Raw genomic sequence first — 15,119 nt, forward strand, 5'->3', positions numbered from 1 at the left:
TGACCATGGCCGACCTGTCCAAGATCGTCGACGACCTGTCCTCGCTGACCGTCCTCGAAGCCGCCGAACTGTCCAAGCTGCTGGAAGAAAAGTGGGGCGTCAGCGCCGCTGCTCCGGTCGCGATGGCGATGCCCGCCGGTGGCGGTGCCGCTGCTCCGGCTGAAGCCGCCGAAGAGCAGACCGAATTCACCGTCGTGCTCGTCTCGGGCGGCGACAAGAAGATCAACGTCATCAAGGAAGTCCGTGGCGTGCGGTCGGACCTGGGCCTGAAGGAAGCCAAGGACCTGGTCGAAGGCGCTCCGCAGAACGTCGTCGAGAACGTTTCCAAGCAGAACGCCGACGAGATCGCCAAGAAGCTGACGGAAGCCGGCGCGACCGTTCAGATCAAGTAAGCGAAAAGCGGCTGCGGCCTTTTGGTCGCGGATCGCTTTTTGAGGGGCCCGGCGGGAAACCGCCGGGCCCTTTTGCGTTCAGTCCCCACAACGGCAAAGCCTGCCGCGATCCCCCGTCTGAACGGAGCCTCCGCCATGAACATCCTGATGGTCCTGACCTCGCACGATCAACTGGGCGATACCGGCAAGAAGACCGGCTTCTGGCTCGAGGAGTTCGCGGCACCCTATTATGTGCTGAAGGATGCGGGTGCCGAGATCACCCTGGCCTCGCCCAGGGGCGGGCAGCCGCCGCTGGACCCCAAGAGCGACGAGCCGGACGCCCAGACGGAGGCTACGAAGCGGTTCAAGGCCGACGAGGCCGCCGGGGTGCAACTGGCCAGCACGCACAGATTATCCGAAGTGAAGGCAGCGGATTTTGATGCGGTCTTCTATCCGGGCGGGCATGGACCCCTGTGGGACCTGGCCGAGGACGCGGGCTCCATCGCCCTGATCGAGGCCTTCGCCAAGGCCGACAAACCGGTGGCCGCCGTCTGTCACGCACCGGGCGTTCTTCGCCACGTGAAGGGTGCGGATGGAGACTATCTGGTCAAGGGAAGGAAAGTCGCCGGCTTCACCAATGGCGAGGAAGAGGCGGTGGGCCTGACGGACGTCGTGCCCTTCCTGGTCGAGGACATGCTGAAGGCCAACGGCGGACTCTATGAGAAGGGCGCGGACTTCCAGCCCTTCGTGGTGACCGACGGCAAGCTGATCACCGGCCAGAACCCCGCGTCGTCCGAAGAGGCTGCGAAGGCTCTGCTGGAGCTGCTGAAAGTCTAGCGTCGGCGCGGGGCGAGGATGTCGGCGAGGCGGTCCGGCGTGCCCTCGATCCGCTCCAGACGAGGGTAGCGAAGCCCTTCGGTCCAGTTGAGGTCGAGGGTGCGGATGCGGGTGCCGCTCTTCAGCGTCAGGCGGATGGGAGCGGTTCCGCCCCTGGCCGCGGTGACGGCGTCGCGAAGCACCTCGGGCGAGGCGGCCTTGTCGCCGACGGCGATGAGGTCCCAGCCCGCGCCGATGCCGGCTTCGTAGATCGGTCCTCCCCAGAGGATGCCGCCGATCCGGTTGTTCGGCCCCTGCAGGCTGAAGCCCAGAGAGTACTGGAAGTCCGTGCCCCAGCCGGGATTCATCGCCTTCTCTTCGGCCGAGGGGGTGTCGACGTAGATCAGGCGGTAGCCCGCCCGTTCGATGCCATCCAGCGGGGCTGTGGCGTCGGGGCCGGTGGCGTCCAGCCGGGTCCGCAGGAAGGTCGCCCAGTCGTATTCGGTGACGCCGTTCAGCGCCGCGACGACGTCAGCGAAGGTGTAGCCGTTCGGCACCCAGACGCCGTCGGAGCCTTCGACGCCCGAACCGAACATGGCCCTGGCGAAATCGTCGAGCGACTTGCGGCCGTTCGTCATTTCCCGGATCAGGGTGTCAGCATCCAGCCAGATCAGGGCCGCCTCGTCGTAGTAGTCGCCAGTGCCCCGCATCCACGACCCCCACTGGCCGGGGATCCGGTAACCCAGCAGGTTGTGATTGTTGGTGTCCTGCAGATTGCGCCACGCCCGGCCCGGCTGGTTCTGATAGAAGGCCGCGCGGTTGGCCAGGAGGATACGGGTCTGGTCGAGGGTGTGCAGGCCGCTGCGGGCCGACAGCACATCGCCCCAGTATTCGGTCTGTCCCTCATAGACCCAAAGCAGGCTGTTCTCGGTCGGGACGTTGTAGTTGGCGGTCAGCTCGTCGGCGGGGCGCCGGAACTTGCCGTTCCAGGAGTGTGTGAACTCGTGCGGCAGCAGGGCGCGGTTGCCGACCGACTTGCCCCAGTTGGTGAAATAGTCGGGCGCAGCGGTGTTTTCCGACGAGCGGTGATGCTCCAGCCCGATACCGCCCAGCTGGTCGGTCAGGGCGAGCAGGAACTCGTAGTGGTCGTAATGGCGGGCACCGAACAGGTGGTCGGTCTGGGCCACCAGGTTCTTGTAGAAGCCCAGTTGTTCGGCCGTCGGGGCGATGTTGCCGGGTTCGTCCGAGACGATGTTCAGATGGACGGCCTCACCCGTCGGGTCGATGTCGATGCGGCGATAGTTGGCCCCGGCGAACATGGGGCTGTCGACCAGGGTGTAGAGGTCGACAGGCTCGAACCGGGCGACGTCGTTCTCGTGGCTGACGGTCGTGAGCGCCGTGCCGTAGTTCCAGCCGGCGGGCAGCTTGACCGACGCCTCGACCGTGATGCCGGTCGAGACATAGCCTGCCGGATAGAGGATGGCCTTTTCCCACTCCAGATTGACGATCGAGGGAGTCGTGACGACGCGCCAGTTCGCATTGTCGGACTGGGTCAGCCACTGGAGATTGACCTCGATTTCGGACGCGCCTGCGGGCACGTCGAGGTGGAAAGCGTAGGGGTCCACGGCATCCCGCCGCCACTCGATCCGCTGTCCGTTGGCGGTGATGACGACTCCGGCGAGCAACTGGATCGGGCCGGAGTCAGCGTGGTTGCCCGGCAGATATTTCGGATACAGCAGCGTCAGGGGACCGGGACTGACCGGGATGATCTCGCGTGCAGAAATGACCCGGTGGTCCAGGTCGGTGATGTCGGCTTCGTAGCGGATCGTGCCCGGATAGGGGGTCCGGGTCGGGGCGGGGATGGCCGGACTGTCGGGGAAGCCGCCGATGTCCGGAGCCGTCGGGCCGGACCCGGTACCAATGCTCTGGGCCATCGCCGGGGTCGCTGCGACCAGGAGGGCGGCGGCGCAGGCGTGGGCGAGCAGGCGGGACATGGGCGGGATCCGGGAGGGGACTTACAAGGGAGGAGAGATCACGACGACGGCGGAGGGAGGTCAAGGGTCATGGTCCTGGCGCAGCCCTTCTCCCCGATTCCTTCCCACGAAGGGGGAAATGCTGCCTCACCCCACGTATCGCCGCGGAACACGGGTCGTGACGGAGGTCAGAAGCTCGTAGCTGATCGTCTTCGCGGCTGCGGCCGCGTCGTCGAGCAGCCTGTTCGGGCCGAACAGTTCGACCTCATCCCCGATCGCCACGTCGAGGCCCGTGACGTCCACCGCGATGACGTCCATCGAGACGCGGCCCAGAAGGGGGCGAAGCGTGCCCGCGACCTGGACCTGGCCGTCCGGGCACTGGCTGCGCAGTATGCCATCGGCATAGCCGGCTCCGCAGGTGGCGATGCGGCGGGGCGTAGGGGCGACGAAGCCCCGCGAGTAGCCGATGCTTTCGCCCGCGGGAACGTCTCGGACCTGAAGGATCCGGGCGGTCAGGGTGGCGACGGCCCTGATCCGGTCATCCGGACGACCTTCCGGCCCGCCGCCGTAGAGGCAGATTCCGGGGCGGACCGCGTCGAAGGCGTAGTCGGGTCCGAGGAAACAGCCACCGGAGTTGGCGAAGGACCTCAGCGTGCCGGGATAGCGGGTGGCGGCGGCGGCGAAGGCATCGCGCTGTCGCCGGTTCATCGCCTGGGCCGGTTCGTCGGCGCAGGCGAGATGGCTCATGACCAGAGACAGGCCGTCGAACGGTTCGGGCGCATCCTCGACGCGGAATCCGAGGCGGTTAATCCCCGTGTCGATCTGCAGACCACAGGCCCCGCCGCCAGCCATGCGCCAGGTCGCCAGCTGCTCGCCGTGGTTGAGAACGGGGCGAAGGTCGGCGGCCCTGAGCACCGGGGCCGCGTCGCCGACGCAGCCGTCCAGCACATAGATGGTCGGCCCCGACCCCACGGCGGCGCGCAGGGCGATCCCCTCGGCCAGACGGGCGACGAAGAAGGTCCTGGCTCCCTCGGCCATCAGCCGGGTCGCGACCGGGACAGCACCCAGGCCATAGGAGTCGGCCTTGACCACCGGGTGAACGGGCGCGCCGGAGATGGCTTCCAGAGCATGGAAGTTGTGCGCCAGGGCGTCCAGATCGACGGTGAGGGTCGCAGTGGCTGTCATCATCGCCTTATGCCGCAAGATCGTTGCGCGGGAAGCCGAAAAGCGAGGGTTATCGCGTTCTGGCGGCTGTCCTTGACTTGATGGACCGGGTGAACGACCTGTGCGCCTCGCTTTCAAGGTCGCCTGTCACATGTCCGTCAAGGTTCGTTTCGCCCCGTCTCCCACCGGCAAGCTGCACGTCGGCAACGTCCGCACTGCGCTGGTCAACTGGATGTTCGCGAAAGGGCAGGGCGGGTCGTTCGTGCTGCGGATCGACGACACCGACCTGGCCAGGTCGACGGCCGAGTTCGAGCAGGGGATCGAGGACGATCTGACCTGGCTGGGGCTGGTCTGGGACGAGCGATACAATCAGTCCAGACGCTTCGACCGCTATCACGATGCGGCCGCGCGGCTGAAGGCGGCAGGTCGGCTATATCCGGCGTGGGATACGCCAGAGGAGCTGGATCGCCGCCGCAAGGTGCAGCTGTCGCGTGGCCTGCCGCCGATCTACGATCGCGCGGCCCTGGCGCTGAGCGATGAAGAGAAGGCCGCGTTCGAGGCCGAGGGGAGGAAGCCCCACTGGCGCTTCAAACTGGATGGCCGCCGCGTCGCCTGGGAGGACCTGTCGCGCGGTCATGCCGAGGTGGACACGACCTCGATGTCCGATCCGGTCCTGATCCGCGAGGACGGGCTTTATCTGTACACCCTGCCGTCGGTCGTCGACGACATCGACATGGGCATCACCCACGTCATCCGGGGCGAGGACCACACGACCAACACCGGCGCGCAGATCGAGATCTTCGAGGCGCTGATCGCAGCCGGGCTCGGCACGACGGTGCCGACCTTCGCGCACATGCCGTTGCTGGTCGGGGCGGATGGGGCGGCGCTGTCCAAGCGTCTGGGGTCACTGTCGGTGTCCGAGATGCGCGAGCAGGGCTATGAGCCCATCGCCATCACCAGCCACCTGGGCCGGATCGGCACGTCGGACCCGCTGGAGGTGGCCGACAGCATCGAGGCCCTGGGGCAGGGCTTCAGTTTCGACAAGATGGGCCGGTCGCCGGCACGCTACGATACCGAGGACCTGGATCGGCTGAACGCCCAGGCGCTGCATGCCATGCCCTATGCCGCGGCGAAGGACCGGCTGGCGGCACTCGACTGCGATCTGGGAGAGGTATTCTGGCACACGGTGCGGGCGAACCTGAACCGGTTCGACGACGTCGCGGATCTGGCCAGGATCGTGCGGGGGCCGGTGACGCCGGTGATCGAGGACCCGGCCTTCGCGGCGGCAGCACTGGCGGTCCTGCCGGAGACGATCGATGCGGGCGCGTGGTCGGTCTGGACCAATGCGGTCAAGGAGACCACCGGGGCCAAGGGCAAGACGCTGTTCATGCCGCTGCGGTTGATCCTTACCGGACAGGTGCATGGGCCGGACATGGCGACGATGGTTCCGCTGATTGGACGTGAGCGGATCGAAAAGCGGCTGAGAGGCGACGTGGCATAGCCGTCGCCTCCCCATTCTCCGCGAGAACAGGGAGGCGACGGATCGATCAGGCGTTGGCGGCGGCGATGTTGCAGGCGGCGAGTTCGTCGCTGCTCAGGGTCGTGCCCTTGTAGGTGAAGCTGGCCAGGGCGACGCCGACACGGGCGACGACGCGACGGCAGGCGCGGCTGGCGGGCTGGGACTGACCACCCGTGCCGACGCAGACATTCTCGGCATTGCAGCGCCAGTTGACGCCGTCGATCAGGAGCGGTGCCTGAGGCGTGAAAGCGACGTTCTGCAGCGTGAAGCTGCTGGAGGTGCCGGGAAGGGCCTGGGTGGCCGTGGCGGGGGCGAGCAGGAGGGCGGCGGCGAGGAGGACAGCGCGCATTGGGAGGCTCCGATGTTGGACCGGGCCGGATCGGCCCTGGGTGTCAGCGTCTCGACTAGTGCGTCTTTTTTAAAAACTGTCAACCTGCGTTTTCTAAACAGATGGACACGGCAGGCCGGCACGGCGTTGACTTAGCAATGATCACTTATCGCTGATCATGTTGCAAGGGCGCTGTGTTCGGGTCAGCCGTCATCTGGTCGATCGCCTGCTCCACCGTATCGGCGATGGTCCAGGCCTGAAGGAAGGTGTCCGGCGTGAAGCCGGAGGCGACGCTATGGCGCATCAGGTCGAAGAAGGTGTCCCAGAAGCCGTCGATATTGAGGAAGATCACGGGCTTTCCGTGCAGGTCCAGCCGCTTCCAGCTCAGCAGTTCGACGACCTCTTCAAGGGTGCCGATCCCACCCGGCGCGACGACGAAGGCGTCGGACTGGTCGTACATAATCTGCTTGCGCTCATGCATGGAGGTGACGACGAGGGTCTCGACCTCGTCGAACAGGCGTTCGCGGCTGCGCAGGAAGCCCGGCATGACGCCCAGGACACGGCCGCCCGCCTCATGGGCCGCGCGCGCCGAGGCCCCCATCAGGCCGACACCCCCACCGCCATAGACCAGCCGCCACCCCGCGTGGGCCGTGGCCCGGCCGAAATCAGCGGCGGCCTGCGTGTATTTGGGATCGGCGGCGTCGGACGAGCCACAGAACAGGCAGACGGACAGACCGTCGAAGGGGGCGATACGTGGCTCCAGAAGACTCATGGGTTCTCTACGGCAAGGTGAGGCGAGACAGCGCGCCAGCGGACGGGCTATCGGGATGACTGTCCTATAGTCGTGGCGAGCCCGATGAAACGCCCCTTTGCAATCCAGCTGATGTTCGGCGTCGCGCTGATCGTGACCGGGTGCGGGGCACCGGCGGAAAAACAGGCCGGACCCCAGGCGGCGACCGATGGCTGGGTCGCCGGGCCGCAGGTGGACCAGGTCTCCCGGGCGGCCGGCATCATTCGGGTCAGCGGCACGGCCGCCCCTTTCGGACGCGTGGTTCTGACCGGACCCGATGGCGTGGCCTATGCCGCGGGGGCGGACGAGACGGGACATTTCGATATCCGGCTGCCGGCTCCGAGGACGGATGCCCTTCTGGCCGTGGAGGCCCAGGTGGGTCAGATCGCCTACCCCGCGCCGGGCCGGCTGCTGGTCTCTGCCGACCCGGGCGGCCCGGTCGCCCTTCTTGGCATCGGAGCGCCGACACGACGTCTGGACGGGACAGGTGCGCTGGATGCCGTCGATGCCGACGGGCGGGCGGGTTTCCTGTCTGGGCGGGCCACGGCGAACACGGATGTGACGATCGTCCGCAACGGGGTCAGCCTGACCGCGGCGAGCGATCCGCAGGGACGCTGGACTCTGGCGATCGGCGGTGACGTGGGCGCACCGATCCAGATCGGTGATCGGGCCTTCGTCCCGCCGGCCATGACGGAGGCAACGAGCGGAAGTCTGGTGCGGGCCGGGCAGGGATGGAGGATTGGCTGGATCAGCCCCGACGGAGCGCGCCAGGTCACCTGGCTTCCCGACCGGTCTCAATAAGCCAGGGCCTGGTAAGGCCGAGTGGCTCCGCGGGTAGGATTCGAACCTACGACCAGCCGATTAACAGTCGGCTGCTCTACCACTGAGCTACCGCGGAACAGAGGCTCGGGAGGCGGGCCTATAGCAGCGGCCGCATCGGCGGTGCAACGGGAAATGTCGGCCATGCGGATCGAGACCATCGAAGACCCCGAGGATGTTCGCGTCGCACCCTATCGCGACATCCGCGAGCGCGACCTGACGGGCAGGGAGGGTCTGTTCATCGCGGAGGGAGAGGTGGTTCTTCGCAGCCTGCTGTCGGCGGCGTCCCTGTGTCGACCGCGATCGGTGCTGATCGCCGCCAACCGGGTAGAGGCGCTGGCCTCGCTGTTGGGACACTTGCCACCTGAGGTGCCGATCTTCGTCGCAGGCCAGGCCATTCTGGACACGGTGGCGGGATTTCCCCTGCACCGGGGCATACTGGCACTGGGCGAGAAGCCGCAGATCGCGACCGTCGAGAGCATTCTCGGTCGTCTGGAGGGCGATGCCCTGGTCCTGGCCGCGTCCGGGATCGGCAATCACGACAACATCGGCGGGCTGTATCGCAACGCGGCCGCCTTCGGCGCAGCAGCCGTGCTGACGGACGAGCGATGCGGCGACCCCTTCTATCGGAAGTCGATCCGGGTGTCGGTCGGGGCGGTGCTGCGGGTGCCCGGTGCCGCCGCGCCCTCGCTGGCAGCCCTGATCGACGCGCTGGAGGCGGCCCGGTTCGAGGTCATCGCCCTGTCGCCGTCCGCAACGGAGCCGTTGAACGCGCTGAAGCGCGGTGGTCGCCGGGCCCTGCTTCTGGGATCCGAAGGGCCCGGGCTCCCCGACTGGGCCATGGCGCGCACGCGGACGGTCGGCATCCCAATGGCGGGCGGATTTGATTCGCTGAACGTGGCGGTGACCAGTGCGCTCGGGCTCTATCAACTCACCCAGCCGCAAGCGTGACAGTCACCAAAAATTCAACACATTAACGGTTCGCCCAGCTTGATGAGCTACGAAATCTGTGGCGCCCTGTCGGCGTGGGGAGGCGAAGAGATGGCAGGCATTCTGGGCTTCATGAGCCGCAATCTGCGCATCGCGCTTGCGGCGGCGATCGTCGCGGGTTGCGTCGGTGCCGCAGGCGCGATCGGCTGGATTACTGCACCGCTGTAGTCCACGGGTCCCAGAAGGATCGCGATGGAGGCCTGACCGGGAATCGAACCCGGGTGCAAGGATTTGCAGTCCTCTGCGTCACCACTCCGCCATCAGGCCATAGGACCGCCAGAGAGGCCCCCAGATCGCGAGGGGCGGTTGCTAACAGATCGGTCCGGGCGCTGCAATGATTGTCGGCCGCAATGATTGTCGGGCGTGGCGCGCGGACCTATAAGCGCGCGAGATTCCGGCGGTGCCGGGCCAGGGGACGTATCGGACAATGGATTTCACCGCCGCACGCAAGGTCATGGTCGATTCCCAGGTGCGGGTGAATGACGTCACCGACCGGGGATTACAGGCGGCACTGCTGACCGTGCCACGCGAACGCTTCTGCGCGGCCGGGCGCGCCTTTGCCGCCTATGGCGAGGTTGAGGTCGAGATCGCGGGCGACCGCCGCCTGATGCAGGCGCGCGAGGTGGCCAAGCTGCTGCAGGCGCTGGACGCGCGGGCGGGCGAGACCGCTCTGGCCATCGCCGCACCCTATGCCGCCGCCGTCCTGGCCGAACTGGGCCTGAGGGTCACGGCCCAGGAAGCCGATCCAGCGGTCGCCGACGTGGTTTCGGCTGCGCTGGAGGAGGCCGGCGTTGAACTGCATGTCGCGTCCCTGACCACGCCGACGGGCAAGGACTGGGATCTGATCGTCAGCGAGGGTGCCGTCGCCACGCGCCCGACCGCATGGCTGGAGCGGTTGCGTGTCGGTGGTCGTCTGGCCGTGGTGGAACGTGCCGGGCCGAATGGTCGCGCGGTGCTGTATGTGCGGGGTCGCGAGGGCTATTCCCGACGCGAACTGTTCGATGCGGCACCGCCCGTTCTGAGCGAAATGACGCCCGCGCCGTCCTTCGCCCTGTGATCGTCGCCTTTTCACGGTCAGGGTCTGGCGGTCGGGTGAAAAAAACTTAACTGGCGTCAGGGACGGGACGCCCTCACTACCCCGTTCCAGAAGGCTATCGGCACCGTTCGCGGAGCTCATCAGGATATGACCATGTTCAAACGCTCGCGCGCGCTCGCCACCGTCGCCCGGATATCCTTGGTCACCGCCGTCGCGGTCGGCCTGGCGGGTCCGTCCTTTGCCGAGACGCTGCAGGAGGCGATCGCGCTGGCCTACCGCACCAACCCCACGCTGCAACAGCAACGGGCCAACCAGCGGGCCCTGGACGAAGTCGTGCCCCAGGCGCGCGCCGGCTTGCGCCCCGAGGTCAGCGTCAGTGGATCGGCCAGCTATAGCCGGACCGATGGACCCGGATCGCAGGGTTTTGGTGTGGTCCGAAGCGACAGCGGCGCTGCCAGTATCGACCTGTCCCAGACGCTTTATTCCGGCGGTCGCATCGTTCACGGCATCGATGCCGCCACCGCCAACGTCCTGAGCGGTCGCGAATCACTGCGCGCGATCGAGCAGCAGGTGCTGGCCTCGGTGATCCAGGCCTATGTCGACGTTCAGCGCGACGTCGAGATTCTGCGCATCCGCGAGGCCAATGTCGCCGTCCTGCGTCGCCAGCTGGACGAATCGAACGCCCGCTTTGAGGTCGGCGAGATTACCCGTACCGACGTGTCCCAGTCCGAGGCCCGTCTGGCCCAGTCAGAGGCCGATCTGGCCGGGGCACAGGCCCAGTTGTCGGTGTCGCGTGCAGCCTATGCCGCCGTGGTCGGTCAGGCCCCCGCCAATCTGGAAGAGCCGCCTGTCCTGCCGGGCGTTCCCAACGACTTCGACGTCGCCCTGGACATCGGTCTGGCCGAGAACCCGGGCATCACCGCTGCTCAGTACGACCTGCAGGCGGCCGAGGCACGTCATGCCCAGGCGAAGTCTGCCTTCCTGCCCACCGCGAGGGCCACGGCCTCCTACGGCGGCTCTGGCGACCTGACCGACTTCGATCTGGCGGATCGCACCAGCTTCCAGGCAGGCGCCTCGATCTCGGTGCCGTTGTTCACCGGGGGCCTGAACAGGTCCAGGGAGATCCAGGCCCTTGAACAGGCCAATGCCGCCCAGATCGAGATCGAGCGCCAGCGCCGGACGGTGCTGCAGAACGTCTCCAGCGCCTATGCCCAGGTCATCTCGACCGGATCGCAGCTGACGGCGGGTCAGGCGGGCGTGCGCGCCGCGACCGTTGCGGCCGAGGGCGTCCGTCAGGAGCAGCAGGTCGGTCTGCGCACCACTCTGGACGTGCTGAACGGGGAGCTGGAACTGCGCAACGCCGAGATCAACCTGGCCAGCGCGCGTCGCAACCAGTATGTCGCCCAGGCCCAATTGCTGGCGGCCATGGGTCGGCTGGGGGCTCGCGAGCTGGACCCCACGATCGAGCTCTATGATCCCGCGACGAACGGTGACCGCGTCAGCCTTCGCGGGGCGCTGCCGTGGGATGCTCTGATCGAGACGCTGGACCGGATCGCCGGGCCGACCGCCACGCCTGCGGTCGATACCGAGGATGCGCCCATCGACACCCAGTTGAAGTCCGAGATCGTCCAGACCGCCCCGACGGGGGCCAATTAACGCAACAGGCGAAAAAGGCCCGTTGATTCCCAAGGGCGTAGATGCGACGAAATGCTATGGGTCGGGTGCGCATCCGGCCTCGACGATTTCCCTCATCGCCTGCGTAGGTTCTTCCAAGGCCAGACCATGACCGACACGACCGCCCAAGAACCGACGATGGAAGAAATCCTCGCGTCGATTCGCCGAATCATTTCGGAAGACGACGCCCCGGCGGCCGAGGCCGAGCCGGCAGCGGAAGCCGAACCCGTCGCGGCCTTCGTGGACCCGGCCCCGGTGACGATCGAGCCGGAACCGGCCCCGGAGGACGAGGAAATCCTCGACCTGACCGATCGCTATGAAACACCCGTCGCCCAGTCGATCGGTGATCTGGACATCGGTATCGGCGACGCCGAGCCGGAACCCTTTCCGACCCCCTTCCAAGCGGAGCCCGAGCTCGTGCATCCCGAACCTGCGCCCAGCCCCTCTTCCGAGGATCACGATGCTCTGGTCGGCGAAACGGCTGCGGCGAGTGCCGCCTCAGCCTTCGCGGGGCTCAGCGCAGCCTTCCGCCAGCCCGAGCCGATCCCGACCGGCGGCACCGGCCCGACCATCGACGACCTGGCCCGAGCCCTGCTGCGGCCGATGCTGAAGGAATGGCTGGACGCCAATCTGCCCGGAATCGTCGAGGAGGCGGTCAAGAAGGAAGTCGAACGGATCGCCCGCTCCGCCTAGCCCTCGGCGTCACCTGCCACTAAGACCACCAGGGGCGGCTCCGACGGGGCCGCCCCTTTCCGTTTCCGGACCTTTGCCATGCTCGAGAAGACATTCGATCCCGCGGCGGCCGAGCCGCGCCTGTATGCCCGCTGGGAGGCGTCCGGTGCCTTCGCGCCACGCACCGACGGTGCCGCCGAGGCCTATTCGATCGTCATCCCGCCGCCGAACGTGACCGGGTCGCTGCACATCGGCCATGCGCTGAACAACACCCTGCAGGACATCCTGGCCCGCTATCACCGGATGCGTGGCAAGGCGGTGCTGTGGCTGCCGGGCACCGACCACGCGGGCATCGCCACCCAGATGGTGGTCGAGCGCCAGCTGGCCGCGACGGGCAACGTCGGCCGCCGCGACATGGGCCGCGAGGCCTTCGTGCAGAAGGTCTGGGACTGGAAGGCCGAGAGCGGCGGCACGATCGTCCAGCAGCTCCGTCGGCTCGGGGCCTCCTGCGACTGGAGCCGAGAGCGGTTCACCCTGGACGAAGGGCTGAACGCGGCGGTGCGCAAGGTCTTCGTCCAGCTGCATCAGCAGGGGCTGATCTATCGCGACAAGCGGCTGGTGAACTGGGACCCGCAGTTCCAGACGGCGATCAGCGACCTCGAGGTCGAACAGCGCGAGGTCGAGGGGGCCTATTGGCATTTCGCCTATCCGCTGGCCGACGGCGTGACCTACGAACATCCGATCGCGTTCGACGAGGCGGGCCACGCGACCGAATGGGAAACGCGTGACTTCATCGTCGTGGCGACGACCCGGCCGGAGACGATGCTGGGCGATACCGGTGTGGCGGTGCATCCGGACGACGCCCGCTATGCCGGTCTGGTCGGCCAGTTCGTGACCCTGCCGATCGTGGGGCGACGCATCCCGATCGTGGCCGACGACTATGCCGACCCGACCAAGGGGTCGGGCGCAGTGAAGATCACCCCGGCGCACGATTTCAATGACTTCGGGGTGGGAAAGCGGGCGGGTCTTGAGGCTTTGAACGTTCTGGACGCCTTCGCGCGGATCACGACGGCGGACACGCCGGACATCCCTGCCGAATTCGACGGCCTCGACCGCTTCGCCGCGCGCAAGGCCATCGTCGCCCGCGCCGAGGACGAGGGCTGGTTGCGCGAGATCGAGAAGACCCGTCACGTCGTGCCGCACGGCGACCGCTCCGGCGTCGTCATCGAGCCCTGGCTGACGGACCAGTGGTACGTCGACGCCCACACCCTGGCCCAGCCCGCGCTGAAGGCGGTGGAGCAGGGCGACACGGTGTTCGAGCCGAAGTCGTACGAGAAGATTTACTTCGAATGGCTGCGCAACATCGAGCCCTGGTGCATCAGCCGTCAGTTGTGGTGGGGGCACCGCATCCCGGCATGGTATGACGACGACGGAAACATCTACGTTGCCGAGACCGAGGCCGACGCCATCGCGCAATCCGGCGGCAAGGCTCTGACGCAGGACGAGGACGTCCTCGACACCTGGTTCTCCTCGGCGCTGTGGCCGTTCTCGACCATGGGCTGGCCCGAGGACACCGACGATCTGAAGCGGTTCTATCCGACCAGCGACCTCGTCACGGCGGCGGACATCATCTTCTTCTGGGTCGCCCGGATGATGATGATGGGGCTGCATTTCATGGACGAGGTGCCCTTCAGGCGCGTCATCATCAATGGCCTCGTCCGGGACGAGAAGGGCCAGAAGATGAGCAAGTCCAAGGGGAATGTGATCGATCCCCTGGTCATCATCGACGAGCTGGGGGCGGACCCGCTGCGCTTCACCATGGCCATCCTGTCGGGCACGCGTGACATCAAGCTGAGCCGCCAGCGCATCGAGGGCTATCGCAATTTCGGCACCAAGCTGTGGAACGCCGCCCGCTTCAGCCAGATGAACGAGGCCCGCCGCGTCGAGGGCTTCGATCCCGCCACGGTCGACCAGACCATCAACCGCTGGGTCCGGGGCGAGCTGACAAAGACCGAACGACAGGTCTCCGAAGCCATCGAGGGCGGGCGTTTCGACGATGCAGCGTCGGCGCTGTATCGCTTCGTCTGGAACGTCTTCTGCGACTGGTATCTGGAGCTGGCCAAGCCGGTGTTCCAGGGATCGGACGAGGCGGCCAGGGCCGAGACCCGCGCCATGACCGCCTGGGCCCTCGACCAGACGCTGAAGCTGCTCCATCCCGTCATACCCTTCATCACCGAGGAGCTGTGGGCCGAACTGGGCAAGGAGGGCGCAGGCCGGGCGGAGCCCATGCTGATCGGTGCCGAGTGGCCCGTGCTGCCGGATACCTTCATCGATGCCGGTGCCGAGGCCGAGATCGGCTGGCTGGTCGATCTGGTCACCGACGTTCGGGCGCTCCGGGCCGAGATGAACGTGCCGCCGGGAGCCAAGCCGCCGCTGACTTTCGTCGCGCCCCATGCGGCGACGGCAGAGCGGGCGACCCGGCACCGCGACCTGATCCTGACGCTGGCCAGGGTTTCGGAGGCGACGATGGCCGAGGCGGCGCCTGCGGGGGCGGTGACCTTCGTCTCGGGAGGCACGGCCGCGGCCCTGTCGCTGGCCGGGATCATCGATCTGGGGGCCGAACGCGCGCGCCTGACCAAAGAGGTCGCGGCCTTCCACAGCGACATCGGTCATGTGATGAAGAAGCTGGGCAATCCGAACTTCGTCGAACGTGCGGCTCCGGCCGTGATCGACGAACAGCGGGCCAAGCTGGCGGAGGCCGAAGCCGGCAAGGCGCGGCTGGAAGCCGCTCTGGCGCGGCTGGAAAGCCTCTAGCCGCGCATTGCGGGCATGGTCGGGCTGATCGATTGGGCGTTGATCAGCATGCGGCGGCCCGTCGTCGGGACGATCAGGACCACGGTGGCCAGGATGCCGAGGGCAAACAGGACAGTCAGGATTCGCATGTTTCTAGCTCCTGTAGCGGCGTCG

General features: G+C 67.1%; 15 protein-coding genes and 2 tRNA genes. 10 read left to right on the forward strand and 7 right to left on the reverse strand.

Annotated elements, in window-relative coordinates; translation table 11 throughout:
• The first annotated feature begins 5 nt into the window (after window positions 1–5).
• Both rplL and O3139_RS07910 read left to right on the forward strand, forming a co-directional pair.
• On the forward strand, window positions 6–392 hold the full coding sequence (gene rplL, locus O3139_RS07905; protein ID WP_013269218.1) for a 50S ribosomal protein L7/L12: 387 nt from the start codon (window positions 6–8) through the stop codon (window positions 390–392).
• 135 nt (window positions 393–527) lie between these two features.
• Window positions 528–1,208: a type 1 glutamine amidotransferase domain-containing protein gene (locus O3139_RS07910; protein ID WP_269513386.1), complete on the forward strand. Its 681-nt coding sequence runs from the start codon at window positions 528–530 to the stop codon at window positions 1,206–1,208.
• Here the strand turns inward: O3139_RS07910 and O3139_RS07915 are convergent.
• Window positions 1,205–3,181, reverse strand: coding sequence for a M61 family metallopeptidase (locus O3139_RS07915; RefSeq protein WP_269513387.1), 1,977 nt, complete (start codon window positions 3,179–3,181; stop codon window positions 1,205–1,207). The genes O3139_RS07910 and O3139_RS07915 overlap by 4 nt on opposite strands.
• Before the next feature lie 126 nt (window positions 3,182–3,307).
• Window positions 3,308–4,345: an alanine racemase gene (gene alr / locus O3139_RS07920; RefSeq protein ID WP_269516440.1), complete on the reverse strand. Its 1,038-nt coding sequence runs from the start codon at window positions 4,343–4,345 to the stop codon at window positions 3,308–3,310.
• Between the two features lie 130 nt (window positions 4,346–4,475).
• On the opposite strand from alr, the gene gltX reads away from it, so the two are divergent.
• The gene (gene gltX, locus O3139_RS07925) at window positions 4,476–5,825 is read left to right on the forward strand and encodes a glutamate--tRNA ligase (RefSeq protein WP_269513388.1); all 1,350 of its coding nucleotides are present in this window, start codon (window positions 4,476–4,478) and stop codon (window positions 5,823–5,825) included.
• Between the two features lie 46 nt (window positions 5,826–5,871).
• On the opposite strand, the gene O3139_RS07930 is transcribed toward gltX, so the two are convergent.
• Both O3139_RS07930 and O3139_RS07935 read right to left on the reverse strand, forming a co-directional pair.
• On the reverse strand, window positions 5,872–6,192 hold the full coding sequence (locus tag O3139_RS07930; protein WP_269513390.1) for a CC_3452 family protein: 321 nt from the start codon (window positions 6,190–6,192) through the stop codon (window positions 5,872–5,874).
• Between the two features lie 145 nt (window positions 6,193–6,337).
• Window positions 6,338–6,943, reverse strand: a complete 606-nt coding sequence (locus O3139_RS07935) for a TIGR00730 family Rossman fold protein (RefSeq protein ID WP_269513391.1) — start codon at window positions 6,941–6,943, stop codon at window positions 6,338–6,340.
• 84 nt (window positions 6,944–7,027) lie between these two features.
• Between O3139_RS07935 and O3139_RS07940 the strand changes: the two genes are divergently transcribed.
• The gene (locus O3139_RS07940) at window positions 7,028–7,762 is read left to right on the forward strand and encodes a hypothetical protein (protein ID WP_269513392.1); all 735 of its coding nucleotides are present in this window, start codon (window positions 7,028–7,030) and stop codon (window positions 7,760–7,762) included.
• A gap of 22 nt (window positions 7,763–7,784) precedes the next feature.
• Here O3139_RS07940 and O3139_RS07945 read toward each other — a convergent pair.
• A tRNA-Asn gene (locus tag O3139_RS07945) sits at window positions 7,785–7,859 on the reverse strand.
• A gap of 65 nt (window positions 7,860–7,924) precedes the next feature.
• Between O3139_RS07945 and O3139_RS07950 the strand changes: the two genes are divergently transcribed.
• Complete coding sequence (locus O3139_RS07950) at window positions 7,925–8,731, forward strand: TrmH family RNA methyltransferase (RefSeq protein ID WP_269513394.1); 807 nt, start codon at window positions 7,925–7,927, stop codon at window positions 8,729–8,731.
• A gap of 42 nt (window positions 8,732–8,773) precedes the next feature.
• The gene (locus O3139_RS07955; RefSeq protein WP_269513395.1) at window positions 8,774–8,938 is read left to right on the forward strand and encodes a hypothetical protein; all 165 of its coding nucleotides are present in this window, start codon (window positions 8,774–8,776) and stop codon (window positions 8,936–8,938) included.
• Between the two features lie 25 nt (window positions 8,939–8,963).
• Here the strand turns inward: O3139_RS07955 and O3139_RS07960 are convergent.
• Window positions 8,964–9,037: transfer RNA gene (locus O3139_RS07960), tRNA-Cys, on the reverse strand.
• Between the two features lie 160 nt (window positions 9,038–9,197).
• Here O3139_RS07960 and O3139_RS07965 point away from each other — a divergent pair.
• The 4 genes from O3139_RS07965 to O3139_RS07980 all read left to right on the forward strand — a co-directional run bounded on the left by O3139_RS07965 (window position 9,198) and on the right by O3139_RS07980 (window position 14,966).
• Window positions 9,198–9,827: a protein-L-isoaspartate O-methyltransferase family protein gene (locus O3139_RS07965; RefSeq protein ID WP_269513396.1), complete on the forward strand. Its 630-nt coding sequence runs from the start codon at window positions 9,198–9,200 to the stop codon at window positions 9,825–9,827.
• A 132-nt stretch (window positions 9,828–9,959) separates the two neighbouring features.
• Entirely contained in the window at window positions 9,960–11,462 is a 1,503-nt protein-coding gene (locus tag O3139_RS07970) for a TolC family outer membrane protein (RefSeq protein ID WP_269513398.1), read from the forward strand.
• A gap of 126 nt (window positions 11,463–11,588) precedes the next feature.
• The gene (locus tag O3139_RS07975) at window positions 11,589–12,173 is read left to right on the forward strand and encodes a DUF2497 domain-containing protein (RefSeq protein WP_269513399.1); all 585 of its coding nucleotides are present in this window, start codon (window positions 11,589–11,591) and stop codon (window positions 12,171–12,173) included.
• 78 nt (window positions 12,174–12,251) lie between these two features.
• Window positions 12,252–14,966: a valine--tRNA ligase gene (locus tag O3139_RS07980; protein WP_269513401.1), complete on the forward strand. Its 2,715-nt coding sequence runs from the start codon at window positions 12,252–12,254 to the stop codon at window positions 14,964–14,966.
• On the opposite strand, the gene O3139_RS07985 is transcribed toward O3139_RS07980, so the two are convergent.
• Entirely contained in the window at window positions 14,963–15,094 is a 132-nt protein-coding gene (locus O3139_RS07985; protein WP_269513403.1) for a hypothetical protein, read from the reverse strand. The two genes, O3139_RS07980 and O3139_RS07985, sit on opposite strands and share 4 nt — an antisense overlap.
• Window positions 15,095–15,119 lie beyond the last annotated feature (25 nt).

It is taken from the genome of Brevundimonas subvibrioides (genome assembly GCF_027271155.1).
Taxonomy (GTDB): Bacteria; Pseudomonadota; Alphaproteobacteria; order Caulobacterales; family Caulobacteraceae; genus Brevundimonas; species Brevundimonas subvibrioides_D.

What these genes read in the sequence shown, in the direction of transcription:
- rplL (WP_013269218.1), top strand. Translation starts at nt 6, where the DNA reads ATGGCCGACCTGTCCAAGATCGTCGACGACCTGTCCTCGCTGACCGTC.
- O3139_RS07910 (WP_269513386.1), top strand. Translation starts at nt 528, where the DNA reads ATGAACATCCTGATGGTCCTGACCTCGCACGATCAACTGGGCGATACC.
- O3139_RS07915 (WP_269513387.1), bottom strand. Translation starts at nt 3,181, where the DNA reads ATGTCCCGCCTGCTCGCCCACGCCTGCGCCGCCGCCCTCCTGGTCGCA.
- alr (WP_269516440.1), bottom strand. Translation starts at nt 4,345, where the DNA reads ATGACAGCCACTGCGACCCTCACCGTCGATCTGGACGCCCTGGCGCAC.
- gltX (WP_269513388.1), top strand. Translation starts at nt 4,476, where the DNA reads ATGTCCGTCAAGGTTCGTTTCGCCCCGTCTCCCACCGGCAAGCTGCAC.
- O3139_RS07930 (WP_269513390.1), bottom strand. Translation starts at nt 6,192, where the DNA reads ATGCGCGCTGTCCTCCTCGCCGCCGCCCTCCTGCTCGCCCCCGCCACG.
- O3139_RS07935 (WP_269513391.1), bottom strand. Translation starts at nt 6,943, where the DNA reads ATGAGTCTTCTGGAGCCACGTATCGCCCCCTTCGACGGTCTGTCCGTC.
- O3139_RS07940 (WP_269513392.1), top strand. Translation starts at nt 7,028, where the DNA reads ATGAAACGCCCCTTTGCAATCCAGCTGATGTTCGGCGTCGCGCTGATC.
- O3139_RS07950 (WP_269513394.1), top strand. Translation starts at nt 7,925, where the DNA reads ATGCGGATCGAGACCATCGAAGACCCCGAGGATGTTCGCGTCGCACCC.
- O3139_RS07955 (WP_269513395.1), top strand. Translation starts at nt 8,774, where the DNA reads ATGAGCTACGAAATCTGTGGCGCCCTGTCGGCGTGGGGAGGCGAAGAG.
- O3139_RS07965 (WP_269513396.1), top strand. Translation starts at nt 9,198, where the DNA reads ATGGATTTCACCGCCGCACGCAAGGTCATGGTCGATTCCCAGGTGCGG.
- O3139_RS07970 (WP_269513398.1), top strand. Translation starts at nt 9,960, where the DNA reads ATGTTCAAACGCTCGCGCGCGCTCGCCACCGTCGCCCGGATATCCTTG.
- O3139_RS07975 (WP_269513399.1), top strand. Translation starts at nt 11,589, where the DNA reads ATGACCGACACGACCGCCCAAGAACCGACGATGGAAGAAATCCTCGCG.
- O3139_RS07980 (WP_269513401.1), top strand. Translation starts at nt 12,252, where the DNA reads ATGCTCGAGAAGACATTCGATCCCGCGGCGGCCGAGCCGCGCCTGTAT.
- O3139_RS07985 (WP_269513403.1), bottom strand. Translation starts at nt 15,094, where the DNA reads ATGCGAATCCTGACTGTCCTGTTTGCCCTCGGCATCCTGGCCACCGTG.